The sequence below is a fragment of the Bacteroides sp. 14(A) genome (assembly GCF_000526555.1).
GTDB lineage: Bacteria > Bacteroidota > Bacteroidia > Bacteroidales > Bacteroidaceae > Bacteroides > Bacteroides cellulosilyticus.
In genome coordinates this window covers 654,741-673,674 of sequence record NZ_JAGH01000004.1, presented here as the reverse complement: position 1 = coordinate 673,674, position 18,934 = coordinate 654,741, and the positions used below count along the sequence as shown (strand labels likewise).

The following is an 18,934-nucleotide window of genomic DNA, read 5'->3' as shown; positions in this document are numbered from 1 at the left end:
AAGATGTATTTTGTACTCTTTACTGAATCTCCAATGCGTCAAATGCCAATCCATTCATATCTTCCGCCGAAAGCAGCACTTTATAATAGCCCGCATTGATGAATGTTCCGGTAGTGGTACTCACCATTTTCCACTTATCGGGTGTTTCAGGGAAAGTAAGGATATCATCTTTCAACATCACACCTTTGCTGTCGATAAACTGCATCCGTACAGGCAGCGGCTTACCAGTTGTATTCATATACTTAAACCGGAGAGCGTAGATTTGGGCCAATCCGGTAGAAACACTCCACTCGATGCTATTCTTCTTTCCTTTTCCAAAGAAGACGCCCATCTGTTTGCGATGCTCCCTCTTCGTAAAAGCACCTTTTACAGAAGCTGTCTCAGCCTCATACGCCACACTGGCACGAGCATTTTTATCTTCCGGAAGCAATTCCTTGGGAGTCTTCACCAAAAGCTCTTTGTCTGCCGCCACCCAACTCCAGTCCGGAGCCACCCAGTTCCTGTCCGCCGCTGAAAGTAGTTCCGAAGCTTTCAGTCCTAAAGCCGGAAACACAGACGGTTTCAGTTCCTGATTTGCAGAAGCAATGGCAATTCCGGAAATCAGTGCCTGACCGGCCTTTACTTCCGGGAAGTGTATTTTCAGCAGGCCTTGCTTCGCAACGGCATATACTACCTTTTTGCATGCACCGTCATGACCACTTTCAGCCCATACGTCCAGATCATCCAACACGAGGGAATCGTTCACCATTACATCAAATATGCGCAAACCTTCACAATCGGTAGAAGCACTTCCTCCCGTACCATGCCAGGGCTCTGTAAAGTAAAATTCGATACGATAGGTTCCGTCGGCTACAGGAAAACGATATTCCAACTGGTGACGGCCAAAGCGGAAGGACTGGAATAACGTCCAATCGCGCGTGCCACGTATCGGATCAGACGTCGTACGCTGACTGGCAAGATAAGGATTCAGACCTTCAAAATTTGCAGCCCATGAACGGGAATACCCCAGATTATCCTGTGACCAGAGTTGCCCGAAGCTATCCGTATATTCATCTCCACCGCAATTGATGCGATACAGGTAATTATATCCCTCCTCTCCCTTCAGTACAGGCTTTGCTTCCTGATAAAGCGCATCAAAGCGAGGCGCCCGCTCTAATCCTTCCAGAATGATTATATCTTCCGCGACAGGTTTTCCTTTGTAATAACCTACCGCACGAAGCACATTGTAGCGGATATCCCGGTTCTCCCACACGAAATGAGTTCCCACTCCATTATTCCCCTTCCGTCCGAGGAAAGTGACTTTCTCATCAGACATATCGTTATAGAGCAATACAGAATCGCAATTACTATAAGCCTCGATAGTAGCCCGGTGACGCCCCTCCTTAAAACGATCCGTCCAGGTATGCGATACGAGATAAACCATAGGATCTTTGGCTGCCGAAACATAGTTGGCACGATACATATAATATACGTCCAGCGGCTCTTCCCACGGAGTCACCAATCCTTTATAATTGAATGGTCCTACTTTATCTATTTTCCGGTAAGCTTCATCCGGCTGGCGGCGTCCGGGATTGTCATGACTGCTATATATCCATTGGAATTGTCCGCAAACACTATCTCTTGCCTGCTCCGCCAAACGGATCTTAGTTTCCATCAGCCGGCACATACGATCTTCACTCCACGTTCCGTTCACCTCAAACTCTCCGGATTCCGTATGCAATCCGATGCTTCTCCATGCACCATATTCTCCGTTCAACAGTTGATTCTTCCGGGAGAGTTCTTTTCCATATTTGGTGACATCTCCCCCGTACGTACCACTCCAATTCTGGATTACATTCCAGTCGGTTCCTTCCCCACCATTACAGGTAGTGATGACACGCATCGTACGCGCCGTCGGATCCATCTCCCGGATAATCTCACTACATTCCTGTGCAAATTCACGGGGCAATGTACTTTCATTCTGCAATCCCCATATAACGACTGAGGGGGAATTGCGACGCTCTTTCACCCACTGGCGAAGCAGCTTCTTAAAATTCTCCCGGAATTCCGGTGTGTCATACCATACATGTGCGGAGAATTGCGTCCAGAACAAAATACCTTTTTCATCCCAGTATTTCTGATAATCAAGATGATGGGGCTGATGGGCGTCACGGAAACCGTTAAAGCCTGCCGCACATATCTGCTTTACCCTTGCAGCTATCTGCTCCCTGCTGAACGCGTGACTTTGTCCGAACTGATGTTCGTACTCGCAAACTCCATTGATAAAGACAGGCTTTCCATTCAAATAGAAACGTCCGTCTCCGTCATTCCGTTTCACCGGCCAGCTGATGGTACGGATACCGAAAGGAGTCGATATCTCATCCGTAGTCTTCGTATCCCGTTTAATCATGCTTGCCAGTTTATACAGATAAGGATTATCTGTACTCCACAACACCGGATTCTCTACAGGAGAGTGCTGGCGAACCACCTTCATCTCTCCCGGTGCCAATGTCACTTTCCTGGCCAGACGGAACACTTGCTTTCCATCTGCATTGCTCAATTTATTGACCACTTCAATCGTTTCCGTAGTCTTACCATAGTTCTTAACCTCCGTATCGACAAATACATTAGCTGCTTTCTCATCATTCCAGATATGTACTCCGAAAGGTTCGATACGGATTTCATCTGTACCTTCCAACACCACAGGCCGGAAGATTCCTAAAGGTTGCGAGCCTTCACTGAATCCCCATTCCGAAGAACAGCCGCCACACACCCAAGGCATATCGGCAATCATTTCCGGGTGCTCAGCTTTTACCTCCAGATGATTGCTACCTTGCCTCAATGCATCGGTCACATCCAAGGTCAATGTCGTGCGTCCTACGGGATGCCGCCCAAAATCCTGACCGTTCAATTGAATTGTGGCATAAGTGCCTACTCCTTCGAAACGAAGAAAATAGCGCTTCCGGGATTGGTAATTATCCAAAGCAAAATCTTTCACATACATAGCAGTGCCATGCAGATTGCCATGAGTAAGCTGACGATAACCATAGTAATCATCCCAGTTGTGAGGCAGTTGACAATTGATTGCATTACCACGCTGCAATGAATTAGTATTCACCGGTTGTGAATGATCAATCAGCCATGTTTTCCAATCTTCATTCAATTCGGTCAGTATACGACGATTCTTCGTCTCCATTTTTGGGAAACGGACGGCAGAACGTCCCATCGGTTTACTGGTAGCAACCGCAATCCCCCGCTGCTCCGCATTATTAACCGCACAATAGAAGTGATAAACAACTCCATCATGCTTTACCACATAACTTTTATGGGCAAACAGTTCATCATAGTTTTTAGAGGGAATAATAAGGTCTTCTCCAGTCCAGTCGGTCCAGTGCACCAAATCATAGCTGGCAGCAAAAGTATTGAAAGCCTTGTATCTCCGTGACGGTTCAAAAGCTGAAAAATAGAACATTACATACACATCTCCCATTTTCTGTATATGGGCATCTCCTGTAATGGTTCCATCAGCTTCGTGTGCAAAAACAGGATTTCCGGGATAACGTTTCCATGTTTTCATATCTTTAGAAAGGGCTATCCCTACACGTTCCCCTTTCAGACCTGTTTCCGGATGGCGGCCTCCCGCATTATAGAACATAACAAAGGGGGCACCCAACGTCTTATCCTTATCCCAATAGACGGTACTTTTATATTGAGTCAGCTTTTCCCACCATTGGGCATCCTTGTCATGGATACTCAGAATGGGCTTATTCAGAGACTCCCACTCGTGCGCAGTAGACAAATCTCCTTTCGTCCATGCCAAACCGACAAAAAGCGGTGCCTTCACAGCCTCATACCCCGTTCCTTCTCCACCGATGTAAGTCATCCAATGACGGTCCTTATAAGTCTGAAGTTCATAGCTTCCTCCCCACTCCATATCCGGTAGAGCAGGAAATCCACCTCTTTGATTGCAATCCCATTCACCATCCCGGTACGAAAGAACCCGCCCCAATGTGCGCCACTCAAGCAAATTATCACTTTCTGCCAGCCAGGTTTCATAACCACGGCCGTCTGTCCCTCCCTCACCGTTATAAACAACATAGGTCATCAGCCATTTGTCTCCCTGACGGAAGACCGTAGGGCAATCTATTTTATGGTGATTATCCTCCGGAGCAACCACCAGTCCATATTTATAGGGTGTTTTTGCTTCTTCGAAAATCTGCTCCATCCGCTCCTGCGCAACATCACGCTGAGCAAAAGCAGACAGGGCAGATATCATGCAAAAGAATGTCAGTGATAGTTTTCTCATGATTCAGTATTAATAAAACAACCAATCCATTGTTTCTTCGTCTCCGGCCAATCCTGCATTACGGGCTTTCATATCCGCATCCGTAAATCCCAGAACCTGGAGATATCCTTTCGGCAACATCAGCGTATGCTTGCCTGCCTGAAAACTATATGCATGTACATTGGCCAGTGGCATTCCACTGATACGAACAGCATTCGTCAATATCGGCTCGGCCTGACCGTAATCATTAGCCGAAGCATCAATCTCAAGTTTCGGTGCTTTGGCATACTTCTTTTGGTCATCCTTGAAATAGGCGACCAGAAGTTTTACCGGCGCATCCGTTTCAAAAGTAATACTTGTTCCCTTTTCACGCTGCTCATTGGCATTGAAACGAAATGCTTTCAATCCTTCCAGTTCAGGAGCCATGGCTTCTATCTTTCCCGGAAGATTAGTAAATAGGGAAGCGCCCTCACTTAATTTAACGGTCGGATAACCGGATAGAATTTTCACGCTGGCGGAAGCCCAGGCCGGAATATCTACCGATTCAGTAGTTGCTTTTCCATTTTGTTTTTCCTCCAGCAGAACAAGGTTCGCTTTAAAATTCTCCAGTTCCTTTTCGTAATGTACCAGCAATTCTTTCCAAGTCTTATTGTTGCCGCCATCTCCACCTATAGGAATACGGCGTTGTGCTGTCTGCATACTATTGGCATACAGATAATGTTCATCTGTAAGTTTCACTAATTTACGATAATGTTCCAGACTCTGCTCCATCAGAGGAATGGCATTTTCCAGATTCTTTAGATCTTTTCCCCACTGATAATCCAATACCAGTTTGGCAGCTCTCACTTTCAGATTAAACGCATATGCAAACTCGCGATAACAATGTATGTCATTCTGCAAACGTGCGAACTCATCTTTATTGTCAGATACGGAATTTGCTGCCTTATCAATGGCGGCTACCGCTTTATCTCCATGCTCTATAGCCTGGGCAATGATATCCAAAGGCAACTCACCTGCATGAGGTTGCTTTTTCCATTCCTTTTCTACATATTCTATCAGTTTCTCACCTTCCGGTCCGCAACTTTCATAGAACCCCGGATAGATGGTGTATTTGTATGGATTGACAAACTGACTCATAAACATACCCAGCAACAATGTCTGGCGATTTCCTTCTGTGATGCCGAAACGACGCAGCAACTTCGGTGCTATTTCGCCACTTTCTTCATACGCCTCACGAATCAGTCCGGCATTTTCATCAGATGTACCATAGAATTTACCTAACTGATAATTCCAGTAATCAATTTCCTGTGAACGATCACGACGACAGTTCCATGCATATCGTCCCCAGGTCTGATACCATATCCAGTCACGGTCAAGCTGAAATTCCCGCTTGCCATCCGGTAATTTGTCGGCGGTGTATGGCCAATCCCAATAAGAAGCCTGTGGGTAAAGATGCAGGGCATTTGCGCCATGAACATCGTGCATGGCCTTTACAGCCTTCTGTACAAAATCGGGAGACCCCCAACGGAAAGGTTCCAGATTCGCCAGAATATGAACATTACTGATATGGATAGAACCGAGTGAACTCAAATCCGTATGTATCTTTGCCCATGGTCCGCGAGGTTCGTATGTGGTCAGTGATTCACCGTTATACTTATGCATGGTATAAAGATTCTTATAGAGTGGCAGGGCGGCATCCATCACTAATTTACAGTCTGTATCGTGTGCACGCAACAAGAGAGGCGGTTCATCTGTACGTCCAAGTGCCTGTAATCCATCCTTTACTCCGGGGATAATTGTCTTTGTGAACCATTCCACATCATCCTCCACAGTACACATGGCTTCACCCAAGCAAACAAGCAATCCTACATTAGGATATTTCTCAATAAAAGCGGCAATGCTCTTACGAGTATAATCCGCAATTAAAGGAGTAATAGGACGGTTACGATCCTGTGTTCTCAGACCGTAATGTTCGGCAAACGGCTTTGAAAGAATGATATTGTAGAACATTTGTATCACAAAGATACCACGTTTATCCGCTTCTTCCGTGAGGAAAGAAAACATTTCTTCGTTCTTTTTGAAGGTCTCTTCGTCCACTTCCAATGCAAACGGGTAGTCTTTCAGCTTCACTAACGAAGCAAACGGATGCCCGTTCCAGAGATAAAGTGAGTTCATACGATTAGCAACCAGCATATCCAGATATTTAATCCATTGTTCTTTATCATAGAACCAGGGAAAACTCTCTGGTGTATAAGGATATTCATATACGCCGTGACCCGGCAGATAAGTCATCTTCTGCAATCCTACGCAGGCGCCACGCAATACCATTTCCGGCCCATCCGTCAGCTTCTCGGGAAGGTTCAGTTTGCCTTTTGAACTACTCACACGGTCTATCAGTTCACGGCATCCATAGATGACACCGCTGCCATCCCTGCCGGATACTTTCGTCAGATTACCGACTGTTGTAATCTGAAAGCCTTCTTTCTTTAAAGTCGTATCATTGGTTTCTGTCAGCAGGATGGTTCGGACATCCGGGTTGGAGAATATAGTATCTTCCTGTTGCATCACAACCTGATAGCCCGCTTTATCCAGAGTGGTTTGTAACTGTTCCGCACCAAACAGAATACGATTCGACGCATCCGGCGGAGTTATAATCTTCACGGTTTGCTTGCCGCACGCTGCAAAAAGGAGTGTACATGCCGCAAACATGAATAATCTGATATTTCTCATATTTCTATTTATGATAACTCTCTCTCTTTCTACGAAAGAAGAGGAGAGGATGGTTTTACTTTATATTGAAGTGTGGTAAACTTTGAGAGAAGTTTACAAATGATAATTTTACTCACTACACTTGCCAAACCTGAGTTTATAGTAAAAAGACGCAATAAGTATCCGTTTGTACTCATATTCTGCCTTTCAGTACTTCAATCCGCTAACAATTCTCTCTTCCGGAGTATCTATCCAGAGGCGCCAGGTATTCTCATCAATCTTTTCCACAGTTCCAATATTAGCCTTTGGCTGCCGGCAGCTTTTTATCGTCAGATACCCTTTGCCTTCTGTTGCGCGTACCTTAATCATTTTCCGGTCCATATGGATATGTATATTTCCGTTCGGTGTAGGTACACTGCCTTCCATCCATTTCAGACCTCCCAATACCGGAGTTATAGAGAATTCCTTATAGCCTTCTTTCACAGGTTTCACTCCCAGGTAATATTTGCCGAGCAGATAAATAGGACTTGCTCCCCAAGCATGACACAGACTCTTCCCATAAGGACGACCATACATGGAGAGATGCTGCGTACCGCTTTCCTCCGGATTATATTTTTCCCAAAAGGAAGTGGCACCTTCTTTCAACATTCCTCCCCAGTACGCTTTCATTTCCTGCATCACTGTTTCTTGTTCACCAAGCGCACAAAGGGCTTCTAACTCATAAAAGCGCATATAGGGAGTCGTGATCTTCAGGATGCTGTCATTCAAAAGAACGGAATGTTTGATGGCCTGCTGTTTCTCCGGAGTCAGATAGTTGAAGAAAACGGAAAACATATTGGCATAACGGGTGACGGCATCGCTCTGAACACCATTGATGCTGTTATGTACAAGGGCCTGTTTTGAGGCATTCCAGAATATCGTTTCCAGTTTAGCTTTCAAGGTAGCAGCCAGTTTCTCATATTTCTGTTGGTTGGTCCGGTCTCCCACCAACCCTGCACAGAGCGCCATTGTCTCAAGACTCCGGCAGAACAGAACCTGCTCAAAAGAGAGTTCTCCCTTTTTATCCAGATAACCGTCGGCCCAGTCTACAAATACCCAATCACCGGACATACCTTCAACCATACCGTTCTTATTGGTGCGTCCCAATACATAATCCATCATAGTCTGCATACGTGGATAGAGTTGATTGACAAACTGCCGGTCACCACTATACAGGTAATAATCGTAGACGCTGAGAAACCAATAGAATGTATAATCCATAATCGTATTGCTATGACTGGTCACAGGATCTTTACCCCGAAGCAACCAAATAGTACGCTTCACCGACTCACTGTCAAAAAAGAGATAGTAGTTCATCAAATAACTCTGAATGGCGTCTCCGCTCCACACCCAACGGTCACGCTTGATGCCGTCGATAAAAAACTCACGGGTAGTGAGGTGCATAGTGTAGGCACCTACTTCCCAAATACGGTTCAGTTCTTCATCGTTGCAACGGAAAGTTCCACGATATTCTTCGGGAAGGTATTCGTACTGCATAGATACCTCACCTATCTGTACCCCCGGTTCATGAGTGATATAGACGTAGCGGAAAGCCTTACTGTTTTCCAGGGTATATTCGTTTTCGATACCGGACAGCGGGGATGTTTGGCGGATGGCAAGATCAGTGACTTGTCCTGCTTCCAGTTGCAGTTTATCCAATGTTTCGCAGTATGCCTTGTCTTTCGCCTCTTCCGGACTTTCACCGTAATAGATGTCGATGATACCTTTACCGGAGAGATTCTTCAGAGTGAGGTAACCGAATGTTTCTTTTCCGAAATCATAGAGGATGCCTCCTTCGGGTTGTGTAGCACGGGAGGTGGGTTGATGGAGTGTCCGCATCAATCGGAATTGGGAAGGGAGTTGTGTGGCTCCGTCAAAGTTCCAGCAGCCGGCATCCATATAGATGGTGGCTGAGGTGTCACTGGCTTTGCCGCTTTCGTCAATCCATTCCTTGTCTTCATAAGTCACACGCCAGGTAGCATCGGAGTTTACAGTCTTACCTTTTACGTAGATGGCAGGGGGAGTCGACTGATTCCAGACTTTAATATTCAAATCATGTGTCCCGGCCGGAAGCAATAAGGTTTCCAGCATACCGAATTGGAGTTTTCCATCCAGCTTAACGTTATACTTTCCTTCAGCGGCAATGAAGATTTCTTCCGGTTCGGAAAGGTTCAGTTGTTTGCTGAATTCCACGACTACATAGTGGCTGTCGGTCTTCCAAAAAGGAGGAAAAAAAGCACCCCGCTCCGTACGACGGTTATTCATCCGGTTGCCTAACCATATTTCATAATCGCCCGGATACCATATCCAAGTCTGGGCAAAAGTGCAAGTTGCCAATGATATGGCAACCAAAACTACGATCCATCTGTTTTTCATTTCTACTATAATATTGAATTAAGATTTCCAGATTCGTTGAATGATAATTTATCGGCGTAGCTATTGATATTCTGACTATCTCAATTCCCCTCCTCCCAAGAGGAGGAGAATTTAAGATACTTCCGCGTAACAATTCTCTCGCCGATAAATTATCATTTATTCTTCAAGTCTTTATATTCCTCTTCCAGCCCTGCCCGTTCACGAATAGCCGCATCCACTCCCGGCCCGTTATTCTCCCACACATTTCCGGGTCCATTCGCATTTTGCAGATACTTCTCCCCTTCCGTCCAATTATCGCGGACGGTGATAAAAGACGAACCCTCATCGGTATAGAGATAAAACCAGTGGTTAGGGTCATGCACATAACCCGGCTTATAAATGCTATGCACACAATTCTCCGTTACATAGGTCTTGGGCTGGGAACCTAACGTATAAATTCCTGCCACATCATACATATGCTTCGCATAGTGATGGATCAGATTGGCATGAACCTGATTATTCTTCATACAATTCACTGTCTGAGTCCATCCCCAGCCAAGGCTGATACCGCTATAAGGCACTTCGCATATTTCATTGTGCACGATATGGATGTCGCTTACATATCCCGCAGCAATGGCAAGACAACCCCAATCTTCGTTACCCGTCTCCGTAAAATAACAATTATCAATCCGTTGATGTGTACACACTTCACGACGGTCGGCAGGATCGTACGGAAGATGTGTCTCGTGAGCAGCCGGGGAGAAACTCCCGACCAATAAACCATTCCCCGCAATATCACGGAAAAGACAACCACGGATGATTCCTCCATGCACCGCTTCTTCATAATCCACCCCCGTGGAGCCCAGATGCTCGAAATGGCAGCGTTCAAAGTCTATCGTCCCAGCGGCAGCCACCCGAACTGCCGCCGCAGGACGTCCCAACCAGCCCTGGTTATCCAACGGATGATTCCTGTAATTCCGTTTCATTTTCGGATCGATACGATACCCATCCGTCAGATACATACCACCCTGAAGAGGAACGTGCCCTTTTACGGAAGGACGCATCCAGGTGGTATATGAGAAAGTGATCCGCTCGAAACGAAGATTAGTAACCGGACGATCCAAAGTACCTTCAATTTGCACCAATGTCTCAATAGCAGGCACAATCGCTTCCACTGATTGCATATTTTCTCCCTCACGCGGATAATAATAAAGCTTACGGGTATCTATATCATGATACCACTCTTCCGGAACATCCAGCAGTTCACGTGCATTGGTCAGATAAAAAGCTGAATTGTGTCCATCGGTCGTTACCATGGGACGCGGCCAGGGATGTTCAAACTGGATACGACTCTCGGGCTGATGGAAACGGACTGCCGCACTATCTCCCAAAACCTGCACAGAACGAATCCGAAGATTAGCCACACACCACATCTGGTGAAGTACCATTTCGGCGTATCTTGACTTTAACGCGCCTTTCCCATCCGTAATCTGCCGAACGGCGGCGGCAGGCACATAAAGAGTTTCAGTCTTCTCGTCGACACTGCAAATGCGATGCATATTCTCAAAGTCCTCCACATCACGGGCACGTGTGGCCTTCTGTCCATCCACCCACAGTTGGCGGAAATCCAGCGGACGGCCATTGAACATCGGTACATCCGCCACCCATAGTTTTCCTTGTTTTTTCCAGTTCCTGATAGACACACCACCACTTAATACGGCATCCTCGCCACGAACGGAGCGAATAACGGTGGGCGAGCCCTTTGTCCCGCTATCTTCAGGACGAATGAATATCGGTTCATAGAGGAAATAAACACCGCCCTCCATATACACTGTGATGCCTCCCAGCACACGATTATCTCCTGTCCGGCGCCACTCGCGTGCCTGACGCAGGGCGGAGGTCAGTGTTGCCTTCGGAGATTGGCGGGTACCATCATTCTGATCATTTCCACGTGGGGAAACCCAAATATCGCCTGCATGCCCTACAAGGGTGAGGAGCGACAAGGCAGTTATTAGTATGATTCTTCTATTCGACATAATGTTTGATTATAGATACGCGAACAACGCGTATCTGTATTTATCTCCCCAGAGGCATCCAAACGGTCATTTCTCCTTTCCCCCTATTCCCCCAAGCATAGTAAGGAATCAAACGGATATCCACCGTCTTCCCGGCGAAACTGACAGGCCGGTAAAGTATCCCTTCCCAGGAATTGGATGAAATCAGACGAGCCTTGCCCTCAAGAGCAACAACCGGACTACCTTCAATCGTCACTTTCTTTGGAATGAGTTTGATATCAGCAGGGATCAGTACATTATCAATGCTTCCGCCACCTCTCATATCCATGCTCTCCAAGCAATATACCAACGGTCCGCGCTTCACCACTACCTGATTGCGTATTTCTTCCGCCAACGGATGAGCCTCAAGCAGGCGGACAGACATATCCATCACCCACTCTACCACATCCCCCTTCTTCCAGGTACGTTTTACCTCCGCATACGTATTTGCTTTTGCGGCAACCGGAACCAGCTCTCCATTTACGGTCAGCATAGCTTTCTCACACCACTCCGGTATACGGAGGAAAAGGGAGAATACACCGGCTTTGCGGGGCACCCGGTCAAACTCTACACGTACATTGCCTTCCCAAGGATAAGCGGTCTTCTGTGTCAAAGCAATTTCTCCTTTATCTCTCCAGTTTGTAGTCAATGTATTCGCACCATACAAATTGCAATAAATGCCTTCGGAACCCAATGTATAAGCATAGTTCTGTGCCTGGCAGAGTGTACGCAACGTATTAGGCGGGCAGCAGAAGCAACTGATATACTCCGTCCGTTCTTTCGGCCAGCGAAGTGTATAAGGTAAATCAGCACTGATACGGAGCGGATTCGTATAGAAATATTTCTTTCCATCCAAACTGATACCACTCAGAATACTGTTATAAAGACATGTTTCCACTAGCTCCGCATACTTGGCATCTCCCGTCACTTCCAGCATGCGCCAGTTAAAAAGCATATTGCCGATGTTAGCGCAGGTTTCATTATGAGCTGTACTATTGGGTAATTGATAAGGGCGACCATAGCTTTGATGTACCTTCTGAATACTATCCGGCTCATAACAGGTGCCGTCGGGCGAAGTACCGTCATAAAGGGCACCGCAAGCCCCGGTCACATACATTTTCCGGGTAACGATGTCATTCCAAATACTGGTCAGGTTCTTCATCAATTGCTCTTCACCGGTTTCGGCATAGACATCCGCCACCCCGGCATACAGGTAATTGGCACGTACCGCATGTCCCATCGCCCGGTACTGCTCACGGAAAGGAATGCGGTCCTGATTATCATCCGTACCATTTTCCACCATCCCCCGAATGTCAATCAGATTCTTCGACAGTTCCAGATAACGTGGATTCCCCGTGGCGCGGTACATTTCGACTACCCCCATATAATGGGAAGGACATATAGCGTTACGGGCCAATTCAGCGGAAGCGGTTTCATAGAAATGACAAAGGAAATCGGTGGCACGGACGGCTGCATCAAAAAGAGTGGTCTTCCCGGTGGCACGACGATGAACGATGGCGGCCATCATCAGATGTCCCAGATTGTAGGTTTCAAAGTTCAGGCGATTGGCAAAGGCGCCTTTCTCATCTTCGGATCCTACCTTGGTTCCGACGACTGTTTGCTTATGCGGCTCTTCCAGAGTATGAGTATCGATTCCTTTATTAAGCTCTTCGATAATAACCGGGGTATGGATATATCCATCTGTTCGCTGAGCCTTTACGACGCAAGTAATGAAACGGTCCATTAGTTTGTCCAGTTCGGGGTCTTTGTTAACTGCATAAACTGAGGCTACTCCTTCCATCCATTTATACATGTCCCCATCGTGAAAGGGTGGTCCCCAGTGCTCGCCCTCGCAAATGCCGGCAGCGATCTCAAAATTACGGAAACCGTGAGATACTTCGGGCGTGTTCCAGGTGTTCCACATGCTTTGCAGGGAGGTGCGGCTAAACACATCAAAGCGCTCTGCCCAGAAGCCATCCGTCCAATGTACGGCATCAATGCCGGTGTTCACCATCCGGGCGTAGCGGCTCCGGCTCATATCCGTCAGTCCGTTGTTCTGTGCAAATGCTCCCGTGACGGAGGCGGAAGCTAAAAGAAGTATCAGTTTAATCTGTCTCATGAATATGAATCATCTGAAATTTCATACAATATCTTTAAAGAAGAGACGCAATGAAGCGCGTTTTGTACTCAACAAGAAATGGTCCAGCAAGTGCTATTACATGCAATGACCGGATTAATACGACATTTTATCACCTATTTGCTGGGTACAAAAGCTATCTTTAACCGTCCTTTTCTAAAAGTATAAAAGCTATTAGAAAAGATGAATAAAAAGAGATTATTCGGCTATCTGTTTGTACTGGTATCCGTGGGCAATATTTCTGCACAGGAGTCACGCCTGTCCGCACAGGAATACAAACTTTGGTACGACCGCCCCGCACAAGTATGGACGGAAGCCCTCCCCTTAGGGAACGGGCGTCTAGGAGCTATGGTATACGGCACGCCCGCCACGGAGCAGATACAACTGAACGAAGAAACCATCTGGGCGGGACGCCCCAACAACAACGCCAACCCCAATGCACTGGAATACATTCCCCGGGTACGCGACCTTGTATTTGCCGGCAAATATCTGGAAGCACAGACGCTCGCCACCGAAAAGGTCATGGCAAAGAGCAATTCGGGAATGCCCTATCAAAGCTTTGGCGACCTGCGGATCGCGTTTCCCGGACATACCCGTTACACGAACTATTACCGGGAACTAAGTCTCGACTCCGCCCGCACCCTCGTCCGCTATGAAGTGGATGGGGTGCAATACCGGCGCGAAACCATCACTTCATTTACCGATCAGGTAATTATGGTACGTTTAACCGCCAACCGTCCGGGACGGATTACTTTCAACGCTCAACTCACCTCCCCTCATCAGGACGTCGTCGTCACTTCCGAAGAAGGAAACTGCGTAACACTTTCCGGCGTATCTTCCCTGCACGAAGGACTGAAAGGCAAAGTGGAGTTTCAGGGAAGACTGACCGCCCGGAACACCGGCGGCCGGATGACATGTGCCGACGGTGTGCTTTCAGTAGAAGGAGCCGATGAAGCCATCGTCTACGTCTCCATCGCCACCAACTTCAATAACTATCAGGACATCACAGGCAATCCGGCCGAACGTGCCAAAGATTATCTGGTAAGAGCTATGACACATTCATTCACTGAAGCCCGGAAGAACCATACGGACTTTTATCGCCGATACCTGACACGCGTCTCCCTAGATTTAGGAGACAACCGATACGAACACGTGACTACCGACAAGCGCGTGGAGAACTTCAAACAGACCAATGACGCACATCTGGTGGCTACTTATTTTCAGTTCGGACGTTACCTCCTGATTTGTTCATCCCAACCCGGCGGGCAACCCGCCAATCTTCAGGGAATCTGGAACGATAAGCTTTTCCCCTCCTGGGACAGCAAATATACCTGTAACATTAACCTGGAAATGAACTATTGGCCCTCGGAAGTCACCAACCTGAGCGAACTGAACGAACCCCTATTCCGCCTGATACGCGAAGTCAGCGAAACAGGTAAGGAAACCGCTCGCATCATGTATGGCGCCAATGGCTGGGTGCTACATCACAACACCGATATATGGCGCATCACGGGCGCAGTAGACAAAGCTCCGTCAGGTTTATGGCCCAGCGGCGGCGCATGGCTTTGCCGGCATCTTTGGGAACGTTACCTCTACACCGGAGACACTAAATTCCTGCACTCCGTCTATCCCATCTTGAGAGAGTCCGGACGCTTTTTCGACGACATCATGGTGAAAGAACCTGCGCACAACTGGCTGGTGGTCTGTCCCAGCAACTCACCCGAAAATGTACATTCGGGCAGTAACGGCAAGTCTACCACAGCTGCCGGATGCACCCTCGACAATCAATTGATATTCGACCTTTGGACAGCCATCATAGCCGCCTCGGACATCCTGGATACAGACCGGGCATTTGCCGCCCGACTCTCACAGCGCCTCCGTGAAATGGCTCCCATGCAGGTAGGACGCTGGGGACAGTTGCAGGAATGGATGTTCGACTGGGATGACCCGAAGGATGTACACCGCCACGTTTCCCATCTGTACGGACTGTTTCCAAGCAACCAGATATCTCCCTACCGCAGCCCGGAGTTATTCGACGCTGCCCGCACTTCCCTCATTCATCGCGGCGACCCATCCACTGGCTGGAGCATGGGATGGAAAGTTTGCCTGTGGGCGCGTCTGCTCGACGGCAACCATGCCTACAAGCTCATTACAGACCAACTGACCCTGGTGCGTAATGAAAAAAAGAAAGGAGGCACCTACCCCAACCTGTTCGATGCACACCCACCCTTCCAGATTGACGGAAACTTTGGTTGTGCCGCAGGCATTGCCGAAATGCTGATGCAAAGCCATGACGGTTTCATCTATCTGCTACCCGCATTACCGACGGTTTGGAAGGACGGAACTGTGAAAGGAATCATCGCCCGCGGAGGTTTCGAGCTGGAACTAAGCTGGAAAAACGGGAAAGTGGAGCGTCTGGTTGTAAAATCTCATAAAGGAGGCAATTGCCGCCTTCGCTCAACGAGTCCGTTGACAGGCAAAGGTCTGAAACGTGCCAAAGGTGAGAATCCCAACCCGCTTTATGCAGTTCCCGTCATTGCCCAACCGTTAATCAGCCCCGAAGCCAAATTGAACAAAGTGGAAATAGCAAAGACCTATTTATACGATCTGCCCACCCGGGCAGGACAAGAATATACATTGATTGGAAACTAAATACTGAACTTATATGAATCGTATCTCACTGAAACTACTGACGGTGTGCGGGATTACCTGTTTCATGGCCTGCACAACCACCCAAAAACCAAAGACCGAAAAATGGAGCGAGCGTATGGCACGCTCCGAAATGAAGCGTTTTCCTGAACCCTGGATGATTGAAAAGGCCAGCAAACCGCGCTGGGGATATACACACGGACTTGTAGTAAAATCCATGCTCGAAGAATGGAAGCATACAGGAGACAGCACTTACTACGATTATGCCAAAATCTATGCGGACAGTCTGATTGATAACGATGGACACATCAGAACCATGAAATATCTTTCATTCAATATAGACAACGTCAATGCCGGAAAGATTCTTTTCGACTTCTATGCCCAAACGGGAGATGAACGCTATAAAATAGCCATGGACACCTTGCGCAAACAAATGAGGGAGCAGCCCCGCACAAGCGAAGGCGGTTTTTGGCACAAGCTGAGGTATCCGCACCAGATGTGGCTGGACGGTATCTTTATGGCCTCTCCTTATCTGGCACAATATGGCGCCACTTTTGGGGAGCCGATCCTGCAAGACGAAGCTGTGAAACAAATTCTGCTTATAGCCCGCAAGACTTATGATCCGGCTACAGGACTCTATTATCACGGATGGGATGAAAGCCGCGAGCAGAAATGGGCAAGCCGGGAAACAGGTTGTTCACCGAATTTCTGGAGTCGCAGCATCGGATGGTATGGAGCCGCCATAGTGGATGTATTGGATTACTTGCCACAGGAAACCGAAGGACGCGACAGCGTACTGCAAATTCTACAAGGCCTGGCACAGGCAATGGTGAGGTATCAGGACCCGCAATCCGGAACCTGGTATCAAGTGACCGACCAGGGAGCACGCAAGGGTAATTATCTGGAATCATCGGCAACAGCCCTGTTCATATATACACTTGCTAAAGCCATCAATGAGGGATATATCGGAAACGAATACATCACCCCTGTACAGAAAGCATTCGACGGCATGATCCGTGAGTTCACCCGTCTTGAAGAAGACGGCACTTACACATTGACCCATTGTTGTGCCGTAGCCGGACTGGGTGGGAACTCCGGAAAGTATCGTGACGGCTCGTTCGAGTATTATATTGGCGAACCCGTGATAGAAAATGATCCCAAATCCGTAGGGGCGTTCATATTGGCAGCAATTGAATATGAACGAATGAATTAGTGATTAAGCAAACAATTATAATAACATCAATAACAATGAAAACATTCAAACTAATCCCTTTTCTTCTGCTTTTGCTGACTATGGCAATGCCCGCCTCTGCACAGAAGAAAGCACAGAAAACGTATATCCCCTGGAACAATGGTAAACTAATGGTCTCCGAAGAAGGTCGCTATCTGAAACATGAAAACGGCACTCCTTTCTTTTGGCTAGGAGAAACTGGATGGCTACTACCTCAACGTCTGAACCGCGATGAAGCCGAGTATTATCTGGAACAATGTAAACAACGGGGATATAACGTCATTCAAGTTCAGACCCTGAATAATGTCCCCTCCATAAATACCTACGGACAATATTCTATGACTGATGGATATAACTTCAAAAACATCAATCAGAAAGGCGTATACGGCTATTGGGACCACATGGATTACATTATCCGTACAGCTGCCCGGAAAGGACTTTATATCGGTATGGTCTGTATCTGGGGCAGTCCTGTGAGTCGCGGAGAAATGACGGTAGAGCAAGCCAAGGCTTACGGCAAATTCCTCGCCGAACGCTATAAAGACGAGCCGAATATCATCTGGTTTATCGGAGGCGATATTCGTGGTGACGTAAAAACTGCTGAATGGGAAGCTCTCGCCACATCCATCAAAGCAATAGACAAGAATCACCTGATGACCTTCCACCCACGCGGCCGTACCATTTCCTCAACTTGGTTCAATGCCGCTCCCTGGCTGGACTTCAACATGTTCCAAAGCGGGCATCGCCGCTACGGGCAACGTTTCGGTGACGGTGATTATCCAATCGAAGAGAATACCGAAGAAGATAACTGGCGCTTTGTAGAACGCAGTATGGCCACAAATCCCATGAAACCCGTAATTGACGGTGAACCTATCTACGAGGAAATTCCTCACGGTCTGCACGATGAGAATGAACTGCGCTGGAAAGATTACGATGTGCGCCGTTATGCCTACTGGTCGGTTTTTGCCGGTTCTTTTGGACATACCTATGGTAATAATTCCATCATGCAATTCATTAAACCGGGTGTTGGCGGTGCATACGGTGCAAAGGAACCTTGGTACGATGCTCTGAACAATCCGGGCTTCAACCAAATGAAGTATCTCAAAAACCTGATGCTGACTTTCCCATTTTTTGAACGTGTACCTGACCAGTCCATCATTGCCGGCACAAACGGGGAACGCTACGACCGCGCCATCGCTACACGCGGCAAAGATTATCTGATGGTGTACAACTACACCGGACGTCCGATGAAAGTAGATTTCAGCAAAATCAGCGGTGCCAAAAAGAATACCTGGTGGTATACCACCAAAGACGGCAAACTGGAATATATCGGTGAGTTTGAAAACGGAATACACAATTTCCAGCACGATAGTGGCTACAGCAGCGGAAACGATCATATCTTGATTGTAGTGGACAGCAGTAAAGACTATGTAAATAAGGAATGGGACGAACTGCCCGATGCACAACAACGATGGGAGAAAAAGTAATCTTGAACT

At 47.4% G+C, this 18,934-nt stretch carries 8 protein-coding genes; 3 read left to right on the top strand and 5 right to left on the bottom strand.

Annotation, left to right across the window (positions count from 1 at the left end; translation table 11 throughout):
* Nucleotides 1-19: 19 nt before the first annotated feature.
* The 5 genes from K429_RS0121650 to K429_RS0121630 form a co-directional block, all read right to left on the bottom strand.
* On the bottom strand, nt 20-4,285 hold the full coding sequence (locus tag K429_RS0121650) for a malectin domain-containing carbohydrate-binding protein (protein WP_029328021.1): 4,266 nt from the start codon (nt 4,283-4,285) through the stop codon (nt 20-22).
* A 9-nt stretch (nt 4,286-4,294) separates the two neighbouring features.
* The gene (locus tag K429_RS0121645; protein ID WP_029328020.1) at nt 4,295-6,994 is read right to left on the bottom strand and encodes a hypothetical protein; all 2,700 of its coding nucleotides are present in this window, start codon (nt 6,992-6,994) and stop codon (nt 4,295-4,297) included.
* 186 nt (nt 6,995-7,180) lie between these two features.
* Nucleotides 7,181-9,388, bottom strand: coding sequence for an alpha-L-rhamnosidase C-terminal domain-containing protein (locus K429_RS0121640; RefSeq protein WP_029328019.1), 2,208 nt, complete (start codon nt 9,386-9,388; stop codon nt 7,181-7,183).
* A gap of 152 nt (nt 9,389-9,540) precedes the next feature.
* Complete coding sequence (locus tag K429_RS0121635; RefSeq protein ID WP_029328018.1) at nt 9,541-11,403, bottom strand: right-handed parallel beta-helix repeat-containing protein; 1,863 nt, start codon at nt 11,401-11,403, stop codon at nt 9,541-9,543.
* Nucleotides 11,404-11,443: 40 nt separating this feature from the next.
* Nucleotides 11,444-13,540 carry a glycoside hydrolase family 127 protein gene (locus tag K429_RS0121630; protein ID WP_029328017.1) on the bottom strand — a complete coding sequence of 699 codons (2,097 nt, stop codon included), beginning with the start codon at nt 13,538-13,540 and terminating at the stop codon, nt 11,444-11,446.
* A 201-nt stretch (nt 13,541-13,741) separates the two neighbouring features.
* Here K429_RS0121630 and K429_RS0121620 point away from each other — a divergent pair, with 201 nt between their 5' ends.
* From K429_RS0121620 to K429_RS0121610, 3 genes are read left to right on the top strand one after another with little or no spacing between them, the layout of a single operon-like run.
* Nucleotides 13,742-16,210, top strand: coding sequence for a glycoside hydrolase N-terminal domain-containing protein (locus tag K429_RS0121620; protein WP_029328015.1), 2,469 nt, complete (start codon nt 13,742-13,744; stop codon nt 16,208-16,210).
* 13 nt (nt 16,211-16,223) lie between these two features.
* Entirely contained in the window at nt 16,224-17,420 is a 1,197-nt protein-coding gene (locus K429_RS0121615) for a glycoside hydrolase family 105 protein (protein ID WP_029328014.1), read from the top strand.
* A 35-nt stretch (nt 17,421-17,455) separates the two neighbouring features.
* Complete coding sequence (locus K429_RS0121610) at nt 17,456-18,925, top strand: glycoside hydrolase family 140 protein (protein WP_029328013.1); 1,470 nt, start codon at nt 17,456-17,458, stop codon at nt 18,923-18,925.
* Nucleotides 18,926-18,934: the final 9 nt, after the last annotated feature.

Bases quoted from the DNA above. Each gene is read 5' to 3' on its own strand.
- K429_RS0121635 (WP_029328018.1), bottom strand. From the start codon at position 11,403: ATGTCGAATAGAAGAATCATACTAATAACTGCCTTGTCGCTCCTCACC.
- K429_RS0121650 (WP_029328021.1), bottom strand. From the start codon at position 4,285: ATGAGAAAACTATCACTGACATTCTTTTGCATGATATCTGCCCTGTCT.
- K429_RS0121615 (WP_029328014.1), top strand. From the start codon at position 16,224: ATGAATCGTATCTCACTGAAACTACTGACGGTGTGCGGGATTACCTGT.
- K429_RS0121610 (WP_029328013.1), top strand. From the start codon at position 17,456: ATGAAAACATTCAAACTAATCCCTTTTCTTCTGCTTTTGCTGACTATG.
- K429_RS0121645 (WP_029328020.1), bottom strand. From the start codon at position 6,994: ATGAGAAATATCAGATTATTCATGTTTGCGGCATGTACACTCCTTTTT.
- K429_RS0121630 (WP_029328017.1), bottom strand. From the start codon at position 13,540: ATGAGACAGATTAAACTGATACTTCTTTTAGCTTCCGCCTCCGTCACG.
- K429_RS0121640 (WP_029328019.1), bottom strand. From the start codon at position 9,388: ATGAAAAACAGATGGATCGTAGTTTTGGTTGCCATATCATTGGCAACT.
- K429_RS0121620 (WP_029328015.1), top strand. From the start codon at position 13,742: ATGAATAAAAAGAGATTATTCGGCTATCTGTTTGTACTGGTATCCGTG.